The sequence below is a fragment of the Paenibacillus sp. FSL P2-0173 genome (assembly GCF_038008045.1).
Lineage (GTDB): Bacteria > Bacillota > Bacilli > Paenibacillales > Paenibacillaceae > Paenibacillus > Paenibacillus polymyxa_B.
Window position 1 is genome coordinate 1319355 of sequence record NZ_JBBOYK010000001.1, and the last position, 25990, is coordinate 1345344.

The 25990-nt window shown below is 46.6% G+C and carries 24 protein-coding genes; 3 read left to right on the top strand and 21 right to left on the bottom strand.

The window, feature by feature from the left end; translation table 11 throughout:
- Positions 1 to 176: 176 nt before the first annotated feature.
- Complete coding sequence (locus MKX30_RS05795) at positions 177 to 1556, bottom strand: class I SAM-dependent rRNA methyltransferase (RefSeq protein ID WP_341062572.1); 1380 nt, start codon at positions 1554 to 1556, stop codon at positions 177 to 179.
- Positions 1557 to 1699: 143 nt separating this feature from the next.
- Here MKX30_RS05795 and MKX30_RS05800 point away from each other — a divergent pair, with 143 nt between their 5' ends.
- A complete protein-coding gene (locus MKX30_RS05800; RefSeq protein ID WP_023989500.1) occupies positions 1700 to 2722 on the top strand; it encodes a Na/Pi cotransporter family protein in 1023 nt (340 codons plus the stop codon).
- On the opposite strand, the gene MKX30_RS05805 is transcribed toward MKX30_RS05800, so the two are convergent.
- The 5 genes from MKX30_RS05805 to prmA form a co-directional block, all read right to left on the bottom strand.
- A complete protein-coding gene (locus MKX30_RS05805) occupies positions 2712 to 3146 on the bottom strand; it encodes an NUDIX hydrolase (protein ID WP_013311157.1) in 435 nt (144 codons plus the stop codon). The genes MKX30_RS05800 and MKX30_RS05805 overlap by 11 nt on opposite strands.
- A gap of 104 nt (positions 3147 to 3250) precedes the next feature.
- A complete protein-coding gene (gene mtaB, locus MKX30_RS05810; protein ID WP_069080378.1) occupies positions 3251 to 4594 on the bottom strand; it encodes a tRNA (N(6)-L-threonylcarbamoyladenosine(37)-C(2))-methylthiotransferase MtaB in 1344 nt (447 codons plus the stop codon).
- 1 nt (position 4595) lies between these two features.
- Positions 4596 to 5360, bottom strand: coding sequence for a 16S rRNA (uracil(1498)-N(3))-methyltransferase (locus tag MKX30_RS05815; RefSeq protein WP_023989503.1), 765 nt, complete (start codon positions 5358 to 5360; stop codon positions 4596 to 4598).
- Positions 5361 to 5548: 188 nt separating this feature from the next.
- Positions 5549 to 6241 carry a site-2 protease family protein gene (locus MKX30_RS05820; protein WP_023989504.1) on the bottom strand — a complete coding sequence of 231 codons (693 nt, stop codon included), beginning with the start codon at positions 6239 to 6241 and terminating at the stop codon, positions 5549 to 5551.
- Positions 6242 to 6243: 2 nt separating this feature from the next.
- Positions 6244 to 7209 (bottom strand): 50S ribosomal protein L11 methyltransferase, encoded by a 966-nt coding sequence (gene prmA, locus MKX30_RS05825; RefSeq protein ID WP_023989505.1) that lies wholly within the window; start codon positions 7207 to 7209, stop codon positions 6244 to 6246.
- Positions 7210 to 7404: 195 nt separating this feature from the next.
- Here prmA and MKX30_RS05830 point away from each other — a divergent pair, with 195 nt between their 5' ends.
- Positions 7405 to 7824: a hypothetical protein gene (locus MKX30_RS05830; RefSeq protein ID WP_023989506.1), complete on the top strand. Its 420-nt coding sequence runs from the start codon at positions 7405 to 7407 to the stop codon at positions 7822 to 7824.
- Positions 7825 to 7909: 85 nt separating this feature from the next.
- Here the strand turns inward: MKX30_RS05830 and MKX30_RS05835 are convergent, their stop codons facing one another.
- From MKX30_RS05835 to hrcA, 10 genes are all read right to left on the bottom strand, one after another.
- Complete coding sequence (locus MKX30_RS05835) at positions 7910 to 8095, bottom strand: YfhD family protein (protein ID WP_023989507.1); 186 nt, start codon at positions 8093 to 8095, stop codon at positions 7910 to 7912.
- A gap of 24 nt (positions 8096 to 8119) precedes the next feature.
- Positions 8120 to 8494, bottom strand: a complete 375-nt coding sequence (locus tag MKX30_RS05840; RefSeq protein ID WP_013311164.1) for a hypothetical protein — start codon at positions 8492 to 8494, stop codon at positions 8120 to 8122.
- 179 nt (positions 8495 to 8673) lie between these two features.
- Positions 8674 to 9870 (bottom strand): NAD(P)-dependent malic enzyme, encoded by a 1197-nt coding sequence (locus MKX30_RS05845; protein ID WP_025723348.1) that lies wholly within the window; start codon positions 9868 to 9870, stop codon positions 8674 to 8676.
- A gap of 63 nt (positions 9871 to 9933) precedes the next feature.
- Positions 9934 to 11280 (bottom strand): 2-hydroxycarboxylate transporter family protein, encoded by a 1347-nt coding sequence (locus MKX30_RS05850; protein WP_023989508.1) that lies wholly within the window; start codon positions 11278 to 11280, stop codon positions 9934 to 9936.
- Positions 11281 to 11401: 121 nt separating this feature from the next.
- Entirely contained in the window at positions 11402 to 12109 is a 708-nt protein-coding gene (gene dcuR, locus MKX30_RS05855; protein ID WP_028540448.1) for a two-component system response regulator DcuR, read from the bottom strand.
- Positions 12102 to 13757, bottom strand: coding sequence for a DcuS/MalK family sensor histidine kinase (gene dcuS, locus MKX30_RS05860; protein ID WP_071558461.1), 1656 nt, complete (start codon positions 13755 to 13757; stop codon positions 12102 to 12104). Before dcuS ends, dcuR begins: the two co-directional genes overlap by 8 nt.
- 155 nt (positions 13758 to 13912) lie before the next feature.
- Complete coding sequence (gene dnaJ, locus MKX30_RS05865) at positions 13913 to 15043, bottom strand: molecular chaperone DnaJ (protein WP_023989511.1); 1131 nt, start codon at positions 15041 to 15043, stop codon at positions 13913 to 13915.
- Between the two features lie 247 nt (positions 15044 to 15290).
- Positions 15291 to 17135, bottom strand: a complete 1845-nt coding sequence (gene dnaK / locus MKX30_RS05870; RefSeq protein ID WP_023989512.1) for a molecular chaperone DnaK — start codon at positions 17133 to 17135, stop codon at positions 15291 to 15293.
- Positions 17136 to 17222: 87 nt separating this feature from the next.
- Positions 17223 to 17795 carry a nucleotide exchange factor GrpE gene (gene grpE / locus MKX30_RS05875; RefSeq protein WP_013311172.1) on the bottom strand — a complete coding sequence of 191 codons (573 nt, stop codon included), beginning with the start codon at positions 17793 to 17795 and terminating at the stop codon, positions 17223 to 17225.
- A 121-nt stretch (positions 17796 to 17916) separates the two neighbouring features.
- On the bottom strand, positions 17917 to 18948 hold the full coding sequence (hrcA, locus tag MKX30_RS05880; protein ID WP_013372178.1) for a heat-inducible transcriptional repressor HrcA: 1032 nt from the start codon (positions 18946 to 18948) through the stop codon (positions 17917 to 17919).
- Positions 18949 to 19278: 330 nt separating this feature from the next.
- On the opposite strand from hrcA, the gene MKX30_RS05885 reads away from it, so the two are divergent.
- On the top strand, positions 19279 to 19845 hold the full coding sequence (locus MKX30_RS05885) for a hypothetical protein (RefSeq protein ID WP_341062574.1): 567 nt from the start codon (positions 19279 to 19281) through the stop codon (positions 19843 to 19845).
- A gap of 82 nt (positions 19846 to 19927) precedes the next feature.
- Here the strand turns inward: MKX30_RS05885 and MKX30_RS05890 are convergent, their stop codons facing one another.
- The 5 genes from MKX30_RS05890 to MKX30_RS05910 form a co-directional block, all read right to left on the bottom strand.
- Positions 19928 to 20404 (bottom strand): N-acetyltransferase, encoded by a 477-nt coding sequence (locus MKX30_RS05890; RefSeq protein WP_013311174.1) that lies wholly within the window; start codon positions 20402 to 20404, stop codon positions 19928 to 19930.
- Positions 20405 to 20568: 164 nt separating this feature from the next.
- Positions 20569 to 21756, bottom strand: coding sequence for a radical SAM family heme chaperone HemW (gene hemW / locus MKX30_RS05895; protein WP_025723343.1), 1188 nt, complete (start codon positions 21754 to 21756; stop codon positions 20569 to 20571).
- A 409-nt stretch (positions 21757 to 22165) separates the two neighbouring features.
- Complete coding sequence (lepA, locus tag MKX30_RS05900) at positions 22166 to 23980, bottom strand: translation elongation factor 4 (RefSeq protein ID WP_023989515.1); 1815 nt, start codon at positions 23978 to 23980, stop codon at positions 22166 to 22168.
- Between the two features lie 71 nt (positions 23981 to 24051).
- The gene (locus tag MKX30_RS05905; RefSeq protein ID WP_341062575.1) at positions 24052 to 24564 is read right to left on the bottom strand and encodes a hypothetical protein; all 513 of its coding nucleotides are present in this window, start codon (positions 24562 to 24564) and stop codon (positions 24052 to 24054) included.
- A gap of 27 nt (positions 24565 to 24591) precedes the next feature.
- Positions 24592 to 25851 carry a stage II sporulation protein P gene (locus tag MKX30_RS05910; RefSeq protein ID WP_104497085.1) on the bottom strand — a complete coding sequence of 420 codons (1260 nt, stop codon included), beginning with the start codon at positions 25849 to 25851 and terminating at the stop codon, positions 24592 to 24594.
- Positions 25852 to 25990: the final 139 nt, after the last annotated feature.

The window sequence follows — 25990 nt, forward strand, 5'->3', positions numbered from 1 at the left end:
AGAAAAGAACGTACGTTTGCCATGTTGTAGCAATTCTTCCTCCCTCTAAAAAAACAAATCAGTCCCGCAGATTGGCTTGGTGCATGCCTTCTCTACAGGACTGATTTATACCTAAACGAGTCTATTTTACCTATTTAATCACCAAAAAGGCGATTGACTTTGACCTTGTATGAAACCTACAGCTGTGTCCGGCTGCGCACCTCAAAGATGGCGAATTTCAAGTAATGGCCTTCCTCCACACCCAAAATTTGAGGATGGTCCTTACCAGCCGCTCTCCAGTCTACCAGACGAAGGATTTTGCCGGCATCTGCCGCCGCTTCCTTAATGGTATCTAAAAACAACTCTGGCCGCATATGGAATGAGCAGCTCGCTGTCACCAGATAGCCGCCCTCATTGACCAGCTTCATCCCGTGCAGGTTGATATCTTTATATCCACGTGTAGCTCCTTTGACAGCGTTCTTCGTTTTGGCAAAGGCTGGCGGATCAAGAATGACCACGTCAAAGGTGCGTCCGCCACCTGCTGTCAGCGGCTTGGATGTATCTCCTTTGCCCCCGGCTCGTGCATTGCGTTCCTCTACACCTTTCACTTGATTGCGCAAATATTGAAAAGCATCGTCGACGACAAACTCAACGCGTTCCTCAAAACCGTTCAGCTTGACATTATCCCGCGCACTTTCAATCGCATGCTCAGAAATATCAAGACAAGTTACTTTTTTAGCACCATGTTTACATGCATTGAGCGTAAAGCTTCCCGTGTGCGAAAAACATTCCAATACGGTTGCGCCATCCCAGAATGGGAATTCAACAACCTTACCACTTTTATTCACTGGCTTCATGACCGTTGTGCCCGCATCCCCTGAGTCTGCAGCTACTTCTTGTAGCGTAATTCCACTACGTGCTCCCCAACCTGTCATCAACGGTGCTATGGCCGCACGATTTTCACGCTGGTCAAAGAAATAACCCGTCTTCTGGCCCTCTACGATATCAACCTTGATTTGCAGGCCATTTTCCGTCACTACCACATGACGCGGGCAATCACCGTACAAAGGACCCTTCGTTTGTTCCAATCCTTCCAGCTCACGGATGGATACATCACTTCGCTCATATATACCAACAGGACCCACTACTTCAACGAGCGCATCCCTGATTTCTTCCCTGCGCCGATCCATGCCAAGCGTTAACAACTGCACGACTAACACATCACCAAATCGATCTACAATCAGTCCAGGCAAAAAATCAGCCTCGCCGTACACCAACCGATAAGCGTTTCCCCCGGTCACAAAACGTTCGCGGTGCTCCAGACATTTGCGCAAGCGTTGGGCAAAAAAGTTTTGATCCATTGCTTCCAGCGGCTCGTAGGACATCACACGCACTGTAATTTGTGAAGCTGGATTATAGTAACCTGTCGCCAAATAACGCCCCTGATGGTTAACGATACTGACCAAATCGCCTGCCTCTGGGTCCCCTTCGATCTTGGCTATTTCGTTTTTAAACACCCAAGGGTGTGCGTGCTCCAGCCTTTTTTTACGGCTGCGTTCTAATATTACTGAAGGCAAAATCCTTCACTCCCATTCTTGGATTACTCAAAGTCCTTAATATCGTTCCGTAAAAAAGAGCTCAGCCATGCTTGTCATGGCTGTCCCCGACAGATCATAGGCTGTTACATAAGTATTTTTACCTAGAAAAGGGGGCTATGCCCGTGTTTATACATGTTATACTCCCACTGTGCGGCGGGCTGTTTATTTTTTTGGGCGGGATGAAGCTGATGGAAGCAGCCCTCCGGCATTTAGCCGGCCCCTTCCTCACCCGCTGGCTGAACCGCGCCACAGTTTCCCCTTGGCGGGGCATGCTGTTCAGCTCAGGCATTACGGCCCTGCTGCAAAGCAGCACCGCCGTAACGGTGCTGACGATCGGACTGGTCAACGCCGGGCTGTTGACCTACGGCCGCACGCTCGGCATCATTCTCGGCACCAATATCGGCACCTGCCTGACCACTGAGCTGATGGGGCTCCAGCTTGGCATGCTGGCTGTTCCGCTGCTCTGCGGCTCACTGCTATGCTGGAGCACTGCCGTCCTGTGGGGTGAAGCTGTCCCCAATCGCCAGTATGCGTCCGCCGGAGCTTCACCCGGCTCCAATGGGCTTAGCCGTCCGCAGGCTGTACAATATATCAGCCTCGTCTTTGCTGGATTTTCGCTGATTCTGGCAGGTATCCGCGTAATGCAAACAGTCGGCCCCTGGATTGAGCAGGCCGGACTATTCCGCTGGTTTCTTGATCACGCTGCGGCCAACATGTGGTGGGCCTTCGCTGCTGGAGCCTGTCTGACCGCGCTGGTTCACAGTAGCGCAGCCGTCATTGGCATGGCGATTAGCCTTGCCGCTGCGGGAGCCTTGCCAGCCGATGTGGGGATCGCCATCGTCATCGGCTCCAATGTAGGCACCTGCGTAACCGCCCTGATTGCCGCTGTTGGCGGCAGCGTGTCCGGCAAATTTGTGGCCTGGTCCCACGTGCTGCTGAACGTAGGCGGAGCCTTGCTCTTTATGCCGTTGATCCCTGGTCTGGAGATGGCCGCTGCCTGGATATCTACCGAGCCCGGAGCTAAAGTAGCCCATGCCCAAACTCTGTTTAACGTTATTAGCTCTCTGCTGGTTTTGCCTCTCTGCTATCTACCTGTGTGGACGCGTTTAGAGGATCGTATATCTCCCCACAGAATCAAACGTTAATTCCTAGCATGGACAGCGCCTTGCTTAAAATGACATCATTATTGTCATATCCACCCTGGCGCTGGAGACGCCATGCTTCCTCAGGCGTATGCCACGCAACTCCTTTAATTTCTTCGATCTGTGCCTGTAAATCCCCATCCAGTGCCTCTACGAGATAATAGTGTACTTCTTTATCTACTTCCCCAAATTCTGGATGCTGATACGTATAAGCAATCATATCTACATGCTGGATAATCCGCCCGTTCAACCCTGTTTCCTCGCGAATTTCACGTAAAGCCGTCTGTTCGATTGTTTCTCCCAACTCCATTTTCCCTTTAGCCAAGGATACCTTACCATATCGGTCAGTAATGAGCTGAATTTCAAGCTGCTCCCCCTGTTTGCGAAACACAACGCCGCCTGCGGAAATTTCCTTTTTTGCTGCCATCCTGTAATCTCCCTTCCTTGCGCAACAAGGATTCCGTCCTCTCTGTAAGGAAAGGCGAAATCCTTGTCTGCCATCTCTATTGCCTGTTCAGGCTTTTTTTGTTCTTACAGAGCTGTTTGCAGCCCATTCTCTAGTACGCGGACCAATTGGCCCTCACTTTCATTAATACCTGCCTTCGTCAGCTTCACGCGGCATACCTTGCCAACCAGATCCTCAGTACCTTCAAACGCCAGTTGGATATAATTGTCACTATATCCATGGAGTATGCCGCTATCTTCGGTCCCTTTCGGCGCAACTTCCGGAATGACCTCCAGCACCTGACCTACAAACTTCTCAGCATACGCCAGTTGCATTTGCTCTGACAGTTGTATCAGCTCATGCACTCGTGCATTTTTCACGTCTTCGTCCACCTGATCCTCCATACGCGCCGCAGGAGTTCCACTGCGCTTGGAGTATGGGAACACGTGCATTTCTGAAAAATCGATTTTTTTCATCAGCTCATAGCCATTGCGGAACATTTCATCCGTCTCCCCAGGGAAGCCGACAATCACATCCGTTGTAATCGCTACATCTGGCATTGCTTTGCGAATCATAAGCATTTTGTTATAAAACTCTTCTGTCGTGTACTTGCGACGCATCCGTTTCAACACGGTGTCGTCCCCCGCCTGAAGCGGTATGTGAAAATGACGAACCAGCTTGGTGGAACGATTCAGTACATCAAGCATTTTTTCATCAATCTGGCTGGCTTCAATCGAACTGATACGGATACGCTCCAGCCCTTCCACCTTCTCCAGATCCCACAGCAGATCAGATAGGTCGTAATTATCCATGTCGTCACCATAACCGCCAGTGTGGATACCTGTGAGTACAATTTCCTTGTAGCCTGCGTGCACCAGTTGACGCGCCTGTGCAATAATACTCGCAGCATCACGACTACGGGATAGACCCCGCGACCACGGAATGATGCAGAAGGTACAGAAGTTATTGCACCCATCCTGAATTTTCAAAAAGGCCCGAGTATGATTAGCAAAATCAGGCACATCCATTTCCTCAAATACACGCGTTTTCATAATATTGCGCACGGCGTTCACCGGTTGACGCGTTTCTTGAATTTCCTTTACGAACGGAATGATTTTGTCTCGATCCTGAGTCCCGATAACGAGATCAACGCCAGGAATATCCATAATTTCGGCAGGAGAAGTTTGGGCGTAACAGCCCGTCACTGCCACAATGGCATCTGGATTCCGGCGAATCGCGCGGCGAATGATCTGACGACTCTTTTTATCACCGGTATTCGTAACGGTACATGTATTGATAAGATAGACATCAGCAGTCTGCTCATCAAAGTCCACCTGTTCATAACCTTCATTTTTAAACAGCTGCCAGATCGCTTCTGTATCATAAAAGTTTACCTTACAGCCCAATGTGTAAAATGCCACTGACGGCATATTAAACCCCTCCCATTTCTCCTGTCTCATATAAAATGCATGCCAATGCAGCCATTCCTGCGGTCTCCGCACGCAAAATACGTCTTCCCAGTCCTGTAGACTGTGCCCCGGCCTGCTCGGCCTCCAGGCTTTCCGCTTCAGTAAAGCCGCCTTCCGGGCCTACCACCAGCAGAACACGCGGCATGTCCGTCGACGCCCATTGTCCTGCCAAAGGCTGGATTACATCCCGTAGCTGTTTACCCTGCTCTTTTTCATAACAATAACATATCAAATCATACCCAGCAAAAGAAGCCAGAAGTTCTTTCCACGTCATGGGCGCGCTAATTTCTGGAATCCGGTTACGGTGGCTTTGTTCAGCCGCTTCCTTCACAATCTTGCGCCAACGCTCCAGTCGCTTGCCTTCTTTTTTGGCATCATACTGCACGACCGTACGCTCGGACAAAAACGGTACAAACCCGGTTGCTCCGATTTCTGTACATTTTTGCATCACCGTCTCCATCTTGTCTCCTTTAGGAAGACTCTGAGCGATAGTGACCTGCACATGCGGTTCAGAGGTCATCTTCAGCGGCTCAATAATCGTCGCCGTAACATGATCCTGCTCAATCGTATCCAATGCAGCCAGCGCTTCCCTAGATATCCCGTCACTAACTATAATTTTGTCACCACTACGGCCCCGCATGACTTTAGCGATATGCCGCGCGTCCTCACCCGCGACAATCACGTGATCTTCTAGAAATTGCTCTGCCGGAATAAAATAACGCTGCATTCTCTCTCACACCTATTCCTGGATTTTGCAAAATCCTCATTCTAAAAATAACTGTTATCCACTAACGTTCCGTACAAAATCCGAATAAATCACCAAGCAACATCATATCATCTTTTGCGCCTGTATGACCAGTCTGTTCCCTCTTCTATTCAGGTTATACCTACCTATTCTCGTAAAAAAAGGAGCCCTTAGGCTCCAAACAATCCAGTGATATAAAAAGAGAACTGCAAAAACTGTATATAAATCATCTGGGCCAGCGTGTAAAGAGGTTCAATTGTTACAGCTCGAACCTGCGGAATGACCAGGATAAGCAGAAAAATAAAGATCGACCACTGTTCAAATTGCTGAAGCTTACGGCGTACAGGAGTGGGGGCCACATCTTCCACAATCCGGTATCCATCCAGTGGAGGCAGTGGGATCAAATTAAAGATAAACAAAAATAGATTTAAATTGATCAGAGCATTGATAAACAAATAGATTGCTTGAGCTACCCGTTGGTTCTCCATCCCCGGCAATACTTGAAAATGAAGGAGCACGGCATAGATCAAAGTAGTAACAAATGCAAGCAGCAGATTGCTCAGCGGACCCGCAGCCGATACGATAATGCCCATGAGGCGCGGACGGCTAAAATTGTCACGATTAACCGGAACTGGCTTGGCCCAGCCAAAGCCTCCGATCAACAGCAGCAGCGTACCCAGCAGGTCAATATGCACTGCCGGATTTAAAGTCACGCGCCCAAGTAGCTTGGCCGTAGGGTCACCAAATTTATTGGCATAATACGCATGTGCAAACTCATGAACCGTGAACGATATGATCACAGCCAGTAAATAAAAGGGAAGAACATTTAAATTTACACGAAAAATATTTTGTAGAAAATCCATACTTACCTCTTTCTCGCCACAAACGCCAGCCAATCTTCATCCCGGCTTATTTCGGCAATCTCAAAGCCAGCTGCTTTCAAAGCAGTTTCGACAACCTCTTCTTTGTTCTTCCAAATCCCTGAAGCAATATAAATACCACCTGGTTCCAGGGCTTTATATACATCATCAATGAACAGCAGAATAATCTCTGCCAATATATTCGCTACCACTAGCTTGACCGGTAACTGGATACCCAGCGTTGGATCGCTTGCATTAAGCACAGATAGCAAATCACTTTCTTTAATGGTGATGCGTTCCTCCAGTCCGTTCAAACGCGTATTTTCCCGCGCACTGGATACTGCCACCGGGTCCAAATCCAAGGCAAGTACATGCTTCGCTCCCAGCTTTACAGCTCCAATGGCCAAAATACCGGAACCCGTGCCGACATCAATAACTTCTTCTCCACCCTTAATCACAGACTCCAGCGTTCTCAGACAAAGGGATGTCGTAGGATGCGTTCCGGTCCCAAAGGCCATACCAGGGTCCAGCTCAATGATTTTTTCCTCTTCACTCGCAGGCTCATAGTCTTCCCAAGTGGGTTTAATCGTCAGACGGTCCGACACACGCAAAGGCTTGAAATATTGCTTCCAAGCATTTGCCCAGTCATCCTCATCAACTGTTTTCAGCTCATACTGAACCTCACCAGGATCAATATCGAAAGTTCTCAATTCTTCGACGCGCGGCTCAATCTGCGAACGAATACGATCCATATCCACTTCTTCGGCAAAATAGCCTTTGATGATCGCTTGTCCTTCAGGTATGTCGTTCAAAGGCCGATCATACCACTGTCCATAGGACGTATCCCGCGGCTTGTTGAGCGAACCGGATTCTTCAATGGAAACCCCTCCTGCACCTGCTTCGTGCAGAAAATTCGAAATCATTTCGATGGCTTCTTCGGTTGTATGTATTGTAATTTCATTCCACAACATGGTTTTCATTTCCTCCTCATTTCACATGCATACATTACATTGTACTATATACATGCACAGGAGTTCAAAAAAGCTAATATTATCGAAGTTCAAAATATTTTTTGTAGAGCTTGTATATATTGTCCACTCTTTTAGTCCAAGCACCCTTAACTCTAGTACATACAATACAATATACTAGAAAAGGAGTGATTTAGTATGGCAAAGACGGTGTTAGATTATAATGCCAGTGTTATTACACCTATCACTAATGGTATAAATCTTCCTGTTCCGATTTCTCCAGCCGGACTTGGAATTGCTACGACGTCTGTATTTATTGATCCTGCTATTTCTGGAGCTGTCAACAACCGAGTAGAGTTAAAAGCCTCGATTGGACTACGTTTTGTCGGTGCCGGCAACATTAGAGTGCTTGTACGGATTTGGAGAGCCGGCAAGGAAATTTATTACGGACTGGAATCCAATGTCTTCGATAACAATATTATTCTTAATGTCGAAACGGTAGACGTTGCGCCTCTGGGCGTACAAAACTACCAACTGATTATTGAAAATCAAACGCCTGCGACTACTGCTTTCGTCGCCGGTCCTCTTGTTTTTAGTGCAACAGCATACAGCGGATAATGAATAGAAAAAGGAAAGAACACAAATAAGACGGGCTATCCCACAAATTATCCTTATTAATGGAGATAACCCGTCTTATTAAATTCTACTCATTGTCGATTATGATACGCTGCTGACGACGGTCAGCTACTTCGCTACGCCGGATCGCTTCTAGATCCTCAGCATCTGCCTGATCTGCCGAGAACTCTACATCTTCATTTTTAGCAGATTGCATGCGTTTGATTTTCTCCGTTTTGGTCAGCACTTTATCAAACCGTTTGTTTTTGGACATCGGTCACTACTCCTTCCAAACTTTTCACAGCATTCCACCCGCTTGTTCCACGATGGACATCGCCTGATGATGAATGGATTCATCCACCACAGCAGTCAACAAAATATCACGGCCCGTCGGTCCGCCCTGTCCTCCATCACTCATGCCACTGGCGGACGGATCAGCTGCAGCCAGTATTGCTGGAGTTGCATCTGTAAAGTCCACGCCCTGTGTCAGTGAGGACAAGCTGCTAATCTGTCCTGAAAATACAGGCAATCCGGCGTTGCCAGTAGACTGCCGCGGATACCGGCTAAATCGGTCTATCGACACATCGGCTACCCGGAGAGCTTCCAGTTTTCTAGCGGCTCCCTGTGCTTCCTCAGGACTTTTGAAATACGCCAAAATATTTTTTTCGCCCATCTCAAAATCTCCCTGTGTAGTATTGAGCGCAACTGCTCTTCAAGAGCATAGAGCGTTACGCTTTGTTATATCCTGCTCATTGGCACGATTTTATATTCCCTACGAAGGCTAGACGGATCAGGCGGTATCGAGAACAGCAGGCCAAGACTGTGAACCATAGTTTGTGAAGAATATAACTTTTACGGGTGTAAAGTAGCAGCCGGAGCTTCACCTGACTTGGCCACTCCTGTCTCCCATGCAGCACGAATGACAGCATCCCGTACCTTTTGAACCACCTTCGGATTAAAAACATTCGGTATGATATAAGTTTCACTTAGCTCCTCAGGACAGATCGCATCAGCGATGGCAAGTCCGGCAGCTAGTTTCATTTCCTCATTAATCGTCGTAGCATGGCAATCTAGAGCACCCCGGAAAATTCCCGGGAAGCATAGCACATTGTTAATTTGATTTGGAAAATCGGAGCGGCCAGTAGCAAGCACACGTACATGAGGTGCGGCTACAGCCGGATCAATTTCCGGCTTCGGATTCGCCATGGCGAACACGATAGGATCAGTTGCCATGCTCTGTATATCCTCCACAGTCAGTATATTCGGGCCTGACACACCGATGAATACATCAGCTCCCACAATCACATCGGATAAACTTCCACTTAAATTGTGCGGATTAGTCATGTTCGCATACTCTGTCCAATGCGGGTTACTGTACTCCACGTCACGATGAATAGCTCCCTGTCGATCAACGCCAATCAGATTGCGCACACCTGCCTTAAGCAGCATACGGGAGCAGGCCATACCCGCCGCACCGATCCCTGCAAATACAACTTTGACATCCTCCATTTTTTTGCCACATACCTTTAATGCATTGACCAGACCCGCTAATACAACGACTGCCGTACCATGCTGATCATCATGAAATACTGGAATGTCCAGTTCCTGCTTCAACCGTCTCTCGATTTCAAAACAGCGTGGCGAAGATATATCTTCCAAATTAATGCCGCCAAAGGCAGGAGCAATCATTTTGACAATTTGAACAATTTCATCAGCGTCCTTCGTGTTGAGACAGATTGGGAAGGCGTCAACACCTGCAAATTGTTTGAACAAGACTGCTTTACCCTCCATCACAGGCATAGCGGCCTCCGGTCCGATATCTCCTAATCCAAGTACCGCAGTTCCGTCTGATACGACTGCTACTGTATTCTTTTTGATCGTTAATTGATACGCTTTGGCTGGGTCATTGGCGATTTCCATACAGATTTCAGCTACACCCGGCGTATAAACTTTGGACAGCCCCTCCATCGTTTCAATTGGCTTCTTTGGTAAGGTCTCCATTTTGCCACCTGCGTGTAATTCTCTAATTTCATCTATTAAACTGCTCATATTTTTCTCCGTCCTTCCATGTCTCTATTTGGATATGAATCTCAGTCCTGTGTATAAAACTCATCAGCTCCATAATTGGAGTAACAAAGTTGCTAAAATGACCGTGCCTGCCCCTCCAATACGTGTTGCAATTTGCGCAAAAGGCATCAGTTCCATCCGATTGGACGCAGACAGAATGGCTACATCTCCCGTGCCCCCTAATCCACCGCGACAGCTAGTCACCAAAGCAGCTTCTACGGGATACATGTGAATCCATTTTCCTGTGAAGTATCCGGTAACAATCAATGCAACTACAACAGATGCGCAGGTGATGGCATAAGGAACCGTTAAAATCCCAACTACACTATCCAAAGGTACATACAAAATACCCAATCCCACCATCAAGGGCCACGTCAGACTTGCCGTTATACATTTGTACAAGTGAAAAGCTCCCTGCTCCAATGTGTTCGGCATGATCTGAATACACTTAATTAATGCCGCCGCCAGAATCATGAGGATCGGGCCTGGAATATGGAGATACGGCTCCAGCAACTTACCCACAATAAAGAAAGTGCAAGCTAACAGCAGGCCTCCTCCCATCAATGGAAAAGAAATCGATTGCTCCAAACTTGCCGGAGCTAACTTGTCTGCATCTTTCTCCAGTTTTAATAACCTCCCGTTACCTGAAGTTTTCGGATTTTTCTCTGCTAATCTCTTCAGAACACCCGCACCTATGATTGCAACAATGTTCCCGATAATTGCAGCCGGGATAAACTGGGATACGAATACTGCGGAATCCTTGCCCAGCACCAATCCATACGAAATGGACAACGGTAAAATGCCTTCCCCAATCCCACCGGAGATAATCGGAATGATGATGAAAAAAAATGTATGATAGGCGCTATAGCCAAAAGCCATCCCCACCACCATCCCCACGGCAACAGCTGCAATAGATCCTATAATAATGGGGGCAAAAATTTTGACAATTCCGTTCATCAGCATTTTCCGATCCATGCCAAGAATACTTCCCGTTACTAGACATGCGATGTAGAAGTAAAGAAAATTCGAGGTTTTCATAAGCGTGTGTACAGCACCCATCGCAGATGGACTGAACATATTCCAAAATACCATTAACGATGGAACCATAAGAGATAAAATGGCCGGCCCGCCAATATGCTTAAGCAACGGAAGTTTGGCCCCTAAATCACTGAGAAGTATACCTAAAATCATGATGACGGCAAACCCGCCCAACAGATCGTTCGGAAGTCTTTCAGTAATTGCAGCTGCATAAACAATTAGCGCGATCACGGCATAGAGTGGAAGAGGAATAACCCCCACCTTTACCCTACCCAGCATTCTGATGCCATCTACAAAATTTTTACTCCATCTTTGCCCCTTTTGAATGACAGGCTGATTCGTAGCATTTTCCATAAATCTCCCTCCATAAAGTGAAGAATGATGATCATGTTTCCATTCTACACCTTGGAAAACGCTTTATTTGGTTTTAAAACTAATCATTCACTTTTGTAATTAAAGTAATCAGAAAGAAGATTTAAATAAAACTATTCATGATGCCTTCTGCCTGTGGCAATATTCGGTATTGGTAAACAGGACGCCCTATGGTACCGTATATGGTTTCCATGGAAAGAGCCTCAATCTCTGTCATAAAAGCCAGGTACTTGCGCATAGACACCCTGGATATTCCTGCACTTTCCGCAATATCCTCGGTGGAAAATAGCACCTTATTATGCTGCTGGATACAATTCCATATCATAGCCAGCGTGGATTTAGTTATGCCTTTGGGCAAACGTGCCAATTCTTTAGTCAAGCTTTTATGATAAATCAGTCGGTCCAGTTCTTCCTGCGAAAGTAGGCTGCGCTCACGCACGATGCTAATGTGCTCTCGGTACCCCGTGAGGGCCTCCAAAAAACGGTTAAAGTGGAACGGCTTAATCAAGTAATCCACCGCGCCGAAGTTCATCGCTTTTTTGACACTGTTCATGTCACTTGCAGCCGAGATGACAATGACATCTATATTTACACCTGTCTCCCGTATGAATGACAGTAAATCGAGGCCATTGCTTTCCTGCATATACACATCTAGCAATATCAAATCAATGGCTTGTTCAGCTATATATTTCTTAGCCTCTTCCACAGAAGAAGCCCAACCCCCACATCGAAAACCTTCTACCTGCTCCATATATTTGCGGTTAAATTCCGCAACCATCGGATCATCTTCTACAATCAGGACATTAATCATGTTCATCATTCCCCGCTATAATGTATGGAATCGTAATCTGAAAACAGCACCCTTGCTCGGCTGGGATCAACTTTATACTTCCCTGTAATCTTTTCACGCTTTGCGTCACCAGATAAAGACCCATCCCTCGTGACTCTCCCTTGGTCGAAAAACCTTTTTCAAATATAGCCTTCACAAGCCCTTCCGGTATACCCGGACCATTATCGCACATGATACAGGTCAGATAGCCGTTCTTCTGGCTTTCCTCAAAATAAAGTGAAAGGGTAATCCGTTTGTGCTCCAAAGATTCCATCGCCTCCACCGCATTATCAAACAGATTGCCAAGAATAGTAATCAGTTCATGCGTCGTTTGAGTTTGACTGGATTCGGGCAAGTAACTACCTGGAGTCAGTTCAAAATTCACCCCTACTTCTCTGGCCCGGCTTAATTTCCCCAACACAAACCCTGCCATAACTGGGTCCCTGATCTGCCGGGTGATGGAGCCAATCTCCACTTGATGATGCTCGACGGCATCCATAATGTAATGCTCCAGTTTATCGTACATTCGCAAGTGTACCATCCCCATAATGACATGCAGCTTGTTCATAAATTCATGAGCCTGCGCACGTAGTGCTTCCGTGTACAGGGACACTCCTGTCAAACGTTCCGCAAGCTGGTTCATCTCCGTTTTATCCCGAAAGGTTACAATTGCTCCCACAATTTCCCCTTTGACCCGTATCGGAACACTGGTGGTCAGCAAGGTTATTCCACCCAGCTCCATTTCCTCATCCATCTGTGGAGTACTCGCTTCCAAGACCTCTTGCAATCGAAAAGCGGATAAATAAACGGTAATCTCCTGTCCGGAGAATGAGAAATCTTCAATCCCCGCTTGCCTAAGCAGACGTATCGCTTCTGCATTCATCAGCATGACGCGACCGAATTCATCTACCGCAATAACCCCTTCCTTGATGGATTGCAACATGGCGCTGCGTTCCTCCAGCAAGCGTGCGATTTCCGGCGGCTCCAGACCGACTAGCATATTTTTGATTTTACGAGCCAGCACAACCGCACCTCCAGTGCCAATCAACATTCCAGTGCCAATGGCGATAGCAATAAGACGGTTGTTGCCTTCCTGAGCCATCTGTACATCTTGCATGGATATACCAACAACAATCGCCCCTACCTGTTTCCCCGTTAAACTGAACACGGGGGAAAAGGCTCGCATGGACAAGCCCAATGTTCCCTTCGCAACGGACACGCTCTCATGGCCATGAAGTGCAGTATACTCGTCTCCGCCGACAAAGGCTTTGCCGATCATCCTAGCATCCGGGTGCGTTTTACGAATTCCCTTCATATCCATAGCCACGATAAACTGGATGTGATTTGCTGCTGAAACCCTCTTCACATACTCCTGCATAGAAGGAGACGAACCCGTCCCTTGCAATTGCTCGACAATAAGCGGCGTATGGGCGAGTGTACGCGCGATGGACATTGCCTTTTCTTCCAGTCCCTTCTCAGTTTCATGTTCCACTCTCTCAGCAAATAACAGGGTTACAGGCAGAAGCACAAGTGCCATAACTAGACATACTAGCAGTGTAATTAGGCCTCTGAGCTTTAATAGCGGTTTACCCCGACGTAGCTTGAGCTGTACATTTCCGATGGAACTCACCCCTTTCTACTTGATATTAAGTCTCAACAGTTCAACATGCCTATACAAAAATGGTTATGTATGTGTTTACGTGAATATAAAAAAAGGAACTATCCCGCAATTGCGGAATAGTTTCCTTTGATTCATGGTTGAAGCTCCGCGATTCCTAATTGGGCTTAGTCGCCTCGGAAGGCGCGCTTCACACGGTCAAAAAAAGACTGCTCATTCTCATGTGTCTGCTCTCCGCTAAGCGAAGAGAATTGACGCAGCAAATCCTTTTGTTCTTCACTCAGCTTACTAGGCGTTACCACAACGACCTTAATATGCTGGTCACCCTGACCTACGCCACGCAGTTTTGGCACACCTTTTCCTTTAAGACGGAAGTAAGTACCTGTTTGCGTACCTGCTGGAACTTTCAGCTTCACTTTCTCGGTCAACGTTGGGATCTCGACTTCATCTCCCAATGCTGCCTGTGAGAACGTCAGCGGAATTTCACAGTAGATATCGTCTCCCTCACGCTCAAAGAAGTCGTGCGATTTCACACGGAACACGACGTACAAGTCACCTGCCGGTCCTCCGTTGACACCGCCTTCGCCTTCACCGTTAATACGCATTTGTGCGCCGTCATCTACACCCGCTGGAATGCGGATATGAATTTTACGTTGCTTGCGTACCCGACCCGAACCGCTACAAGTCGTACATTTTTCTTTAATGATTTTACCGGAACCGCCGCAATTGGAGCAGGCGCGTCGATTAACCATGCGACCAAACGGTGTATTCTGCACCACTTCTTCCTGTCCGCTGCCGTGGCAGACGGAGCAGGTTTGTGGTTGAGTACCCGCTTTGGCTCCCGTACCGTGACACGTATCACATGTTTCCGTACGTTCAATATGAATGTCGGTTTCTTTACCGAACACCGCTTCCTTGAATTCAATCGTCATCGTATATTGAAGATCGTTCCCACGCTGCGGTGCATTCGGATCACGTCGACCATTGCCGCCGCCACCAAAGAACATATCAAAAATATCGCCAAACCCGCCACCGAAGTCGGCGCCACCACCGAAGCCGCCTCCCATGCCCTGGTTCGGGTCTACATGACCATACTGATCGTATCTTGCCCGCTTCTGACCATCGCTGAGAACATCGTAAGCTTCTTTCACTTCTTTAAATTTAGTTTCCGCGTCCGCAGCCTTGTTCACGTCCGGATGATACTGACGCGCAAGCTTACGGTAAGCCTTTTTGACTTCTTCATCCGAAGCGCCCTTCGCGACGCCCAGCACCTCATAATAATCACGCTTATCAGCCAATGTTCCACCCCCATGCCTACAACGTGTCTGCACTACATATAAAAGGAAAGCCAAAGGCACGGGATGACCCGGCTTTGACCTTCCCATCATTTCAAGGCAGTACAACCCGTAATATGCTTATTTATCTTGGAAATAACTGTTACCCTTCGGCTAATTGTTATTTATCAAGGCAGCTACGCTGCAATTACTATTCAGTATATCATAACGCATCGGTGTACCGTAAAGCTACCACTACCCGATCCGTAGCTTAGTCTTTCTTCTGGTCTTCGTCAACAACTTCATAGTCCGCGTCAACCACATTGTCGCGGCCTTTGCTGTCTGCTGCGCCATCTTGAGCTTGTTGAGCCTGTGCTTCTTGAGCAGCTTGCTCATATAGCTTCACAGACAATTGCTGAACGATTTCAGTCAGTTCTTCAGTAGCTTTTTTGATGTCTTCCAGGTTGTCGGTTTCCAGCGTTTTTTGCAGATTTTCTTTAGCTGCATTTGCTTTTTCGACTTCGCCTGCATCCGCTTTTTCGCCCAGATCTTTAATCGTTTTGTCTACAGAGTAGATCAGTTGATCCGCAGCATTTTTCGCTTCTACCAAATCTTTGCGTTTTTTATCTTCTTCCGCATGCAACTCGGCATCCTTCATCATACGTTCTACTTCCTCGTCGCTCAAGCCGCTGGAAGATGTGATCGTAATTTTTTGGCTTTTGCCTGTGCCTTTATCTGTAGCGGATACGTTCACGATACCGTTCGCATCCAGATCAAAGGTAACTTCGATTTGTGGTACACCACGTGGTGCTGGAGGGATATCTCCCAATTGGAAACGACCCAGTGTTTTGTTGCCTGCTGCCATTTCACGTTCACCTTGCAACACGTGAATTTCTACGCTAGGCTGATTGTCGGCATATGTCGAGAATACCTGCGATTTGCTCGTAGGGATCGTCGTGTTACGATCAATCATTTTAGTAAACACGCCACCTGCGGTTTCAATACCGAGGGACAGTGGAGTTACGTCAAGGAGAACGACGTCTTTCACATCACCAGTCAGTACACCCGCTTGAACTGCCGCGCCCAAAGCTACCACTTCATCAGGGTTTACGCCTTTGTGTGGCTCTTTACCTGTCAGCTTTTTGATTGCTTCTTGTACAGCCGGAATACGTGTGGAACCGCCGACCAGAACGATTTTGTCGATGTCGCTGGCACTCATGCCTGCATCTTTCATTGCTTGACGAGTAGGTCCCAATGTACGTTCTACCAGACCTTCAGACAATTCTTCAAATTTCGCACGAGTCAGGTTCAACTCCAAATGCTGTGGAACGCCATCAGCTACTGTGATAAACGGCAAAGAAATCGTCGTTGTCAGTACGCCGGACAGTTCTTTTTTCGCTTTTTCCGCTGCATCTTTCAGACGTTGTACAGCAGCTTTATCTTTGCTCAGGTCGATGCCTTGATCTTTTTTGAACTCATTTACGAGGTAATCAATAATCACTTGGTCAAAGTCATCGCCACCCAGCTTGTTATCGCCGCTTGTTGCTTTAACTTCGAAGAAACCGTCGCCCAGTTCCAGAATGGATACGTCGAATGTACCGCCACCCAAGTCATACACGAGAATCGTTTGGTCTTCGGATTTTTCCATACCATATGCCAATGCAGCTGCTGTTGGCTCGTTGACAATCCGCAGAACTTCCAGACCGGCAATTTTACCTGCATCCTTGGTTGCTTGACGTTGACCGTCATTGAAGTAAGCTGGAACAGTAATAACAGCTTGAGTAACCGTTTGTCCCAGGTAAGCTTCAGCATCGGATTTCAGCTTTTGCAAAATCATAGCGGAAATTTCCTGTGCGGAATATTCCTTGCCGTCAATGCTTTCTTTATGGTTTGTACCCATGTGACGTTTGATGGACATGATTGTACGATCCGGGTTCGTAATTGCTTGGCGTTTTGCCGTTTCCCCTACAGTACGTTCTCCATCTTTTTTGAAACCAACAACGGAAGGGGTTGTGCGTGCGCCTTCCGGATTTGGAATAACGACCGCTTCGCCGCCCTCCATAACAGCCACACAAGAGTTGGTTGTACCTAAGTCAATACCGATTACTTTGCTCATCGGACAATTCCTCCTTCTGTATATACGAGGCCCGCAGGCCAGAATGGTTGAATCAAAATGATGTATTTCTAATGTATATTGAAAAAGCTACATGCTCACTTTTACCATCGCTGGACGAAGCACCTTGTCCTTCAGCATGTATCCTTTTTGTACCTCTTCAACGACGATGCCTTCCTCATGCTCTTCGCTCTCCACCTGCATAATAGCCTGATGGAAATCCGGATTAAACGGTTGTCCCACCGAATTCATGGCCGTTACACCCTCTGCCTGAAGCACACTCTCAAACTGGCGGAAAATCATTTCCACGCCTTTGCTGAATGACTCAGACTCCGCTCCTTGCGGTGCTGTTGCCAGCGCACGCTCGAAGTTATCCAAAACAGGCACCAACTCGGTAACCAGCTTCATAGATGCATATTTGGCAAGGTCTTCTTTTTCTTTCAGCGTACGACGGCGAAAATTATCAAAATCCGCCTGAGCGCGTAAAAACCGCTGTTGATGCTCTTCCGCCTGTGCGCGAAGCTTAGTCAGCTCTGTTTCGCTTTCTTGGTCTTCCAGTGCTGCCGCTTCATTAACCGGCTCTTCCTGCTGGCTCGTTTCGGCGGCTTCCTCTGTGCTTACATTTTGTTGTTTTTCTTCTTGGAACGCTTGTTCTTCCTTCAAAATGTTTCACCTCCTTCAAGTCATAACTACCTTTACAAAAACACGCAACAATGCACCCGCGCAGGATACAAACCGTATCCCGGCGCGGAACATGTAGTACCGCAACCTATGCGGTCTTGTTCTATTTAAACCGTTGCGTTAGCATTGCGGTCAAATCCTTAGACAGGATACCCAAAATATTAATAACTCTCGCATATTCCATCCGTGTCGGACCCAGTATGCCTATAGTGCCCAACGCTTCTCCGTCTACTGCATACGTAGCAGTAATCAGGCTGCAATTGGCAAACGCCTCATGATCATTTTCAGTGCCGATGCGGACTTGAATTTCAGGTGCCCCGGCAACAGGTGTCATTAGTTTAAGCAGCGTTGGTGTTTCCTCCAGCAGATCGAGAATATGTTTAACCTTTTCTACATCTTTAAATTCAGGTTGATTGAGCATGTTCGTCGCACCGCTCAAATACAAGCGCTGATCCGATTCATTATCCAGTGCTTTATCCAGCACCTTCATAGCGTCCTCAAAATGAGACACATGCTTCTCCATCTCCTGACCAAGTGCGGTGTAAAGGCGCGATTTAAGCTGATAAATCGGCACACCGACCAGCTTGCTGTTCAGTAAATTCACAACCTTCTCCATCTCGGAAATCGAAATTCCCGGTGGAATATCTACCGTTTTATTCTCCACCTGACCGGTATTGGTCACGATAATCGCTACAGCCGTCGTTTCGTTGAGCGGCAGCAGCTGAAAATGACGCAATGAAGTATGAAAAACCTCCGGCCCAAGCAGGATGGAAGTATAATTGGTCATATGGGACAAAATGCCTGACGCATGCTGGATCACTTGCTCCATTACATTCAGCTTTTCGGCGTAAAAGGCTTTCAGTTCCCGCATTTCCATAGGCTTCAGCGTATTCAGTGGCACCAGATGGTCCACATAATAACGATAACCTTTATGAGACGGGATGCGTCCCGCTGAAGTATGGGGTTGCTCCAGATAGCCCTGTTCCTCCAAATCCGACATTTCATTACGGATCGTGGCCGGGCTGAATCCGACATCCTGCCTTTTGGATATGCTGCGGGAACCCACTGGCTCAGCCGAACGAATGTAGTCATCAATAATCGCATTCAGAATGAGTCTCTGACGTTCGGTTAACAAGCGAATCCCCCCTTGTTGTTTATCCATAATAGCATGATTGTTAAATGGAATCATTAGCACTCGTTCGCGATGAGTGCTAACCGTTAATACAAAAATACCAAACCGACCTGATCATTGTCAAGTCAGTTCAGTATTTTCAATAAACAAGATTTATTACAACAGTTTAGTTTACTGCAGCAAATGCAAACCGTTTACACTTTTTTGCGAAAAATCTCATTATTCATCGTATTAATACCGTATTTATGTATAGAGATTCAAAAAACAGAAAATTCGTTCGAGACTATATCTTTATACCGTTACATCTTCTTTGTCCTTGAGGAGGAATTAAATTTGAGAACTAATCGCCGCAATCTTTTATACGCATCGATCGCACTTTTACCTACAATTTGTATTTTTCAGATTTTAATTGAGTTGTTTCCGTATACAGGACTAGGAAGAATAGTTGCTTTGCCATTGGTTTTCATCCTGAATGCAGCCCTTATTATTTCAGTCATCCATCTAATTCGTAAATTAAGCCCCCTGTGTTGTGCCTTAATCTTGGTTCCTACAATACTTTTAAGCATATGGAATACCATTTTGTTTTACCCTCAAGAATTCAGTCCAAGTATTCCCAAGCAAATAAAATACAGTATATCGGCAATACAACATTACGATGATTTAACACTAGCCGATTGGGAAGGATATACATATAGTCCAAGCAGAAGCGGAGCGTCTGAAAGATATGTTGTCGCCTTGTATAAATATAAACACCGAGTTCCATTAGACGGCACTGCATACTTTTATAATGATACTGATTATCATAAGGACCATCCCATAAGAAGCCTGAATGGAATACCTTCCGAACTGGAGCCTCATCATCAATTCATTTGGTGGTTGCTCAAAACATATGAGAAATGAACCAGGATTAAACAATGTAGGCTGTATAACAAACGCACGATTATGGCCTGATGAAAAAAGAACTGACCTCATTATTGACAGGTCAGTTCAGTACTTTCAACACTGCGATTTCATCACAATTGTTTTGTTTACTACAGTGAATGCAGTCGGTCCATACCTTTTCAGGGAAAATCTCTTTACTTACTACATCAAAACCGTTTTTTATAAAAAAGGAGACCTCGTAGGTCAATGCCATAATTTTAGGAATACGTTGCCGCCGTGCTTCTATAATAAGGCCCTCCACGAGCTTGGAGCCAATACCCATACCTTTATGTCCCTCAGAGATGCCAAGGGAGCGAATCTCTACCAGATCAGCGCCCAATTTGCATAAAGAACCACAACCAACAACTTCGCCGTCCACCTCTGCAACAATAAATAGCTCCAGTTGGCGCGTAAGCACTTCCCTCGAACGTGGCAGCATAATCCCCCGCTCTGCATAGCCGCTAATCATTTGATATAAAGGCTCCACATCCTCAGGAACCGCACTTCTGCACAATACATCTTTACACACTGAAGCCATCTTGCTCTCCTCCTGCCGCTTGCCGCATATAATGAATAAATATACAACATCACGCATAGAATCGCAATACTCCATTTACCCTGCTTTGACAGAATGTTGTTATAAAATGATTGTCCCAGCTTACGAAGTTGAAACGTACTGTATTGAAGCCTACGACTTACGACTTATGAATTTACCGTGATTGAACCGATGAACTCTGCAAATACATCATTTCCGAATAAAATGCCGCGTTCACTCAAACGATAACCGTCCTCAATTGATTCGATTAACCCCGCATTGAGCATTTTCCCGAGAGGAGCAGTAAACGTATCCTCCAATGCCTGACCGAATTGAGCTTCAAAGCGGGACTTGGATACGCCCTCTAGCATTCTCAAACCGACCATAAGAAAATCCTCCATGGCTTCCGCCGCCGGCACCTCAAAGCTATCCAGACGTGGTAAACCATTACGACTAGCCTCCACATAAGGGTTAATGCCTTTAATGTTCATATGACGCTCTCTGCCAACATATCCATGTGCCCCAGCGCCGAGACCGTAATAGTCCTCATTTCGCCAATAGGTCATGTTGTGCTTGCTCCCCAAGCCTGGTTTTGCGAAATTACTAATCTCATACTGCTCATACCCCGCTTCTTTCATGCGACGCATGAGGAGTAAATACATTTCCAGTTCGTCATCCTCATGTGGAAGTGGCAGCTGATTTTTCTGGTACAGCGTATGGAAGAGTGTGTTTTCTTCAACCTTCAAGCTGTAGATAGAGTAATGAGGAAGCTCCAGCTCTAGCGCTCTACTGACGCTTTCATGCAGCATCTCCACCGTTTGGTTCGGCAAACCGAACATCAGGTCAATCGACAGGTTGTCCAAGCCAACCTTACGGGCGTTTTCCAAACTGCGATATACGTCATCTGTACTGTGAATACGACCTATGCCTGTGAGTAGCTCATTCTGAAAAGCCTGTACACCAAAGCTGAGTCGATTGACGCCGCCTTCTTTCATCACAGAGAGTTTTTCAAAATCAGTGGTGCCTGGATTGGCTTCCATGGAAAACTCAATATCTTCCGCCCAATTTGGGAAATAGGTTCGGACGCTCTTCAGGAAATATTCCATTTCTTTCGGGTTTAGGGTAGTTGGTGTTCCGCCCCCGACAAAAATGGTTTTAATCTCTCCTGGCGGGTGAAGCTTGACTGTATGTTCCATCTCCCGTTCCAGTGCATACAGATATTCCATAACAGGTTGATCCTTGAGCACATAAGAGTTGAAATCACAGTAAAAGCATTTATTCGTGCAAAAAGGTATATGCAGGTAAACCGCTTGAGGCGCGGATGAATGTTCATGTTTTTGTATGGATGCGGTCATACCGATCCTCCTTGTCAATTCAGTGTGTGGTGATTGAAAAAAATGGCGAAGAGGGGAGAGAACGCTCCGTGGATGGATCATTCTTCCGATCGCTGTTACCCCCGGATTTTTTCTTTGTAAATAAACTTAATAGGGTAAGATCCGGGGATAAAGGCGAACGCTAACGCTTCTTCAGAACGATTCCATCCACTCCGCTGCTGCCCACCACCATCGGTCATTTTTTGTGATGTAGGTGTTGCAGTAAGAGTAAAGCATCTTTAGAAATACGCTAAAGCTACTGTTGTTATACTATTTTTGCAACCGAGATAACAAACATTCCATCTTTGGATAGCTTGCTCAAATAAATAACGTCCATTCTCCATGCACGGCAAATGCCCCATGAAAGAATGGACGAATACTTCAAGCAGCTTTACTCATCTATTTTCAGTACCGCCATAAATGCTTCCTGTGGTACTTCTACGTTACCGACCTGCTTCATACGCTTCTTGCCCTCTTTTTGCTTTTCAAGCAGCTTCCGTTTACGGGAAATATCGCCGCCGTAGCATTTGGCCAAGACGTTTTTACGCATCGCCTTAACGGTTTCACGCGCCACGACCTTTGTTCCCACAGATGCCTGGATTGGCACCTCGAACATTTGACGCGGGATTAGCTCGCGCAGCTTCTCACAGATAATACGTCCGCGATGATAAGCCCGATCTCTATGCACGATGAACGACAGCGCATCGACCTGCTCGCCATTCAACAAGATATCCATTTTCACCAGGTTGGACTGGCGATAGCCTGAAATCTCATAATCAAAGGAAGCATAACCTTTGGTACTTGATTTAAGCTGATCGAAGAAATCATATACGATTTCAGACAGCGGAATTTGATACGTAATGGTTACCCGTGTCGTATCCAAGTATTCCATATTTACGTACTCACCACGTTTGGTTTGACAAAGCTCCATCACCGTACCTACGTAATCATTAGGGACGATAATACCTGCTCTTACATAGGGCTCTTCCACATGTTCAATCCGTCCGATTTCCGGATAATTCGATGGATTGTCGATCTGGATCGTTTCCCCATTCGTCAACTTTATGCGGTAAATAACGCTTGGTGCCGTTGTAATCAGTGGAATGTTAAATTCACGTTCAATCCGTTCCTGAATAACGTCCATATGAAGCAGACCAAGGAATCCACAACGGAAGCCAAAACCCAACGCGCTTGATGTTTCTGGCTCAAAGCTGAGCGAAGCATCGTTCAGTTGTAGCTTTTCAAGCGCCTCACGCAGATCGTTATACTCCGATGTTTCGATTGGATACAGACCGCAATATACCATCGGATTAATTTTCCGATAGCCTGGCATCGGTTCTAATGTTGGATTTTTTGCATCTGTCACCGTATCCCCGACACGCGTATCACCCACATGCTTGATACCAGCAACGATAAAACCAACATCACCGATGTTCAGCTCGTCCACGATGCTCATACGTGGCATGAAAGCACCAACTTCAATAACCTCAAACGTTTTGTCAGTTGCCATCATTTTAATTTTGGAACCTGCCTTGATGCTACCATCTACGACGCGGACATACACAATAACGCCTTTATATGGATCATAATGCGAATCGAAAATAAGCGCCTTCAGCGGATTATTCGGATTCCCTTGCGGAGCAGGTACGCTTCTGACCACCTGTTCCAAAATTTCCTTGATACCGATTCCAGCTTTGGCCGATGCGTGGACAGTCTCGCTCGTATCCAAGCCGATAACATCCTCGATTTCCTGCTTCACCCGTTCAGGATCAGCACTTGGCAAATCAATTTTGTTAAGCACCGGCAGAATTTCCAGATTGTTGTCCAACGCCAAATATACGTTAGCCAATGTCTGTGCTTCAATACCCTGTGCCGCGTCTACAACTAGCAAGGCCCCTTCACAGGCCGCCAAGCTTCGGGAAACCTCATAGGTAAAATCGACGTGTCCCGGTGTATCAATCAGATTCAAAATGTACTCTTCACCGTCATCGGCCTTATAAGTGAGTCGCACTGCCTGGAGCTTGATTGTAATCCCGCGCTCCCGTTCCAGATCCATCTGATCAAGCACTTGCTCCTGCATTTCACGGGATGTGAGTGCACCGGTGTATTCCAAAATCCGGTCAGCCAGCGTGGATTTACCGTGGTCTATATGTGCAATGATACTAAAGTTCCGAATTTTACGTTGTCTTGCCAATATGTCAGTCATGCCTTACCCCCACACAATGCCTAGTGTCAATCAGCTTATTATAGCAGTTGTATAGGGGGTCAGCAATATTTCTATTCTGTCACTCCGTCAAAAACAGACACAACCCATCGAATCCCCTGTCTTGATAGGTTTTGCAGCAGCCCGGCCGTTTTGTCCGCCATGGTATCCACCGAAGCTTGTTGTCCCTTGACGGCTAACAGTTCACGCGGTGTCTCCAGGTCCTGAGTATTGACATGCTGCGCAGTCGTCGAATACCACCTGGATGCCCCGAGTTCCGTCTGCTCCTCATTTTCTTCACTTCCACTAGCTTCATTTATACCCGCTCCCGTTTTCGGCTCAACCTTAACATTTCCACTTGTGCTATACGTACCGCTATATGCACGAGCGTTAGCTGCGGGTGTATCGTCAATAACCGTCTGTTCATATCCGACTTTCTGTTGATTTACCGATTGAATCGTATCCCCGTACCATTCCGGTCCATACACTGAACGCAGGCCAGATCCTGCCAGTTGCATACCCAGTAGAATACCTGCCCCCATGAGCAATACAAATCCAAGTGCTTTCTTACGAAAATGTCCAGACATTACCTTTCCCCCTTACCGCTACCTCATTTAATTGCCGCTGTTGCTCTTTTTTGTATCCGATACGTTAGTGCCCGCTTTCTGAGCTTTCTGATCTTCCCAATACACTTCACCGATCATGTCCGCCAAAACGTCTGAGGTGCGTTTCAACTCCTCCTCGGTGTTGTCAATACCCCCGATTTCAATTAAAATGCTATGCGAAGATAAGCTTTGATTGTATTCACCGTTGTTGCCTTTGCCACCATCTTTCCCCCATACACCACGTGATACGCCATGATACGATTTTTCCAGCTTTTCATGAATACGAGCAGCAAAAGCTTCATTTTCGCGCCAATTTTTGTTGTCATGTCCGATAATAAAATACACCTTGGCATAAGAGAGTCCATTAATGGTTGCTGTTGTTTTTCCGTGACGTTGTGAATCTCGATGAATATCAAGCAAATAAGTTAAACCTTTATTTCCAGCTAAAGCTTCCTTGACTGTTTCGCGTGAATATTTATAGGAATAGTTCCAATTGTAATTTTGAACTGTAGTGGCATAATCCTTGTTTACATGCAGTGTGGATATCCCTTGTTTTTCCAGCCTCTTTTTTACGAAGTCTCCTACCCTTGACACATTGGCTGATTTAGAACCTGAATTGGGGTTGGGACTGGTTTTGCTGAGTAGTGGGTTATATGCTTCTCTGGGATGAGAATGGTAGATTAATATACGCTTGTCCCCTTTGGCCGTATCACCTGGATGATCCTCACGTGCCGGATCTGTTTGCGGTGTTGTCGGAATATCCGGCGTAGTAGTCGGTGGGTTCTCAGATGCATCTGAGCCACCAGGGGCATCCGTCGTTCCCTGATCGGGCTGATAATCCGTAGGACCCTCTACCTTTGTGTTCCCCGAACCCTTGCGCAGCAAGACAGGCGCTCCCGCAGACATGCCAGGAATCTCACGAGAAATGAGACTTTTGGGATCCTGCGGATTAATTCCTGTAAGCATCTGAAAAACAAAAGGCGACCATTGTTCACCCGACAACGAAGATTGCTGTTTCTTTTGTGCCAAATGAGGTACTTCCATACCTAGCATATCCGCAAAAAAACCGCTAGACACCGAACCTGCCAATCCTTTCATCGAAGAAACAGGAGATGTTTGTAGACGATTTTCCGCCAACCCCCCTAGCCCCAAAACGACAAATAAAAGCGCCGAGCCCATGATCAGCAGCACAAGCGTATGTCCCATCGCCAAAATTTCGATACCTTTTCTTCTCCATCTTCCGACGTTCCAGGTCTGAATTTTTTTCATGTGAGCCTTGTCCTCCTTCGTCCCGTCGAAACCCGCTTTATATTCGGAACATAGGGTTCCTATCTGCTGCGGAAATCTCTTATACTTCAACTCTATGAACGGAGAACAATTGCTAGAACACAAAAAATCTCTACCACAG

What these genes read in the sequence shown, in the direction of transcription:
- MKX30_RS05850 (WP_023989508.1), bottom strand. Translation starts at nt 11,280, where the DNA reads ATGGAAAATGCTACGAATCAGCCTGTCATTCAAAAGGGGCAAAGATGG.
- MKX30_RS05820 (WP_023989504.1), bottom strand. Translation starts at nt 6,241, where the DNA reads ATGGATTTTCTACAAAATATTTTTCGTGTAAATTTAAATGTTCTTCCC.
- MKX30_RS05910 (WP_104497085.1), bottom strand. Translation starts at nt 25,851, where the DNA reads ATGAAAAAAATTCAGACCTGGAACGTCGGAAGATGGAGAAGAAAAGGT.
- MKX30_RS05830 (WP_023989506.1), top strand. Translation starts at nt 7,405, where the DNA reads ATGGCAAAGACGGTGTTAGATTATAATGCCAGTGTTATTACACCTATC.
- MKX30_RS05835 (WP_023989507.1), bottom strand. Translation starts at nt 8,095, where the DNA reads ATGTCCAAAAACAAACGGTTTGATAAAGTGCTGACCAAAACGGAGAAA.
- MKX30_RS05815 (WP_023989503.1), bottom strand. Translation starts at nt 5,360, where the DNA reads ATGCAGCGTTATTTTATTCCGGCAGAGCAATTTCTAGAAGATCACGTG.
- MKX30_RS05890 (WP_013311174.1), bottom strand. Translation starts at nt 20,404, where the DNA reads ATGGCTTCAGTGTGTAAAGATGTATTGTGCAGAAGTGCGGTTCCTGAG.
- dnaK (WP_023989512.1), bottom strand. Translation starts at nt 17,135, where the DNA reads ATGAGCAAAGTAATCGGTATTGACTTAGGTACAACCAACTCTTGTGTG.
- mtaB (WP_069080378.1), bottom strand. Translation starts at nt 4,594, where the DNA reads ATGCCGTCAGTGGCATTTTACACATTGGGCTGTAAGGTAAACTTTTAT.
- MKX30_RS05845 (WP_025723348.1), bottom strand. Translation starts at nt 9,870, where the DNA reads ATGAGCAGTTTAATAGATGAAATTAGAGAATTACACGCAGGTGGCAAA.
- hemW (WP_025723343.1), bottom strand. Translation starts at nt 21,756, where the DNA reads ATGACCGCATCCATACAAAAACATGAACATTCATCCGCGCCTCAAGCG.
- lepA (WP_023989515.1), bottom strand. Translation starts at nt 23,980, where the DNA reads ATGACTGACATATTGGCAAGACAACGTAAAATTCGGAACTTTAGTATC.
- MKX30_RS05840 (WP_013311164.1), bottom strand. Translation starts at nt 8,494, where the DNA reads ATGGGCGAAAAAAATATTTTGGCGTATTTCAAAAGTCCTGAGGAAGCA.
- MKX30_RS05905 (WP_341062575.1), bottom strand. Translation starts at nt 24,564, where the DNA reads ATGTCTGGACATTTTCGTAAGAAAGCACTTGGATTTGTATTGCTCATG.
- MKX30_RS05805 (WP_013311157.1), bottom strand. Translation starts at nt 3,146, where the DNA reads ATGGCAGCAAAAAAGGAAATTTCCGCAGGCGGCGTTGTGTTTCGCAAA.
- dcuR (WP_028540448.1), bottom strand. Translation starts at nt 12,109, where the DNA reads ATGATTAATGTCCTGATTGTAGAAGATGATCCGATGGTTGCGGAATTT.
- prmA (WP_023989505.1), bottom strand. Translation starts at nt 7,209, where the DNA reads ATGTTGTGGAATGAAATTACAATACATACAACCGAAGAAGCCATCGAA.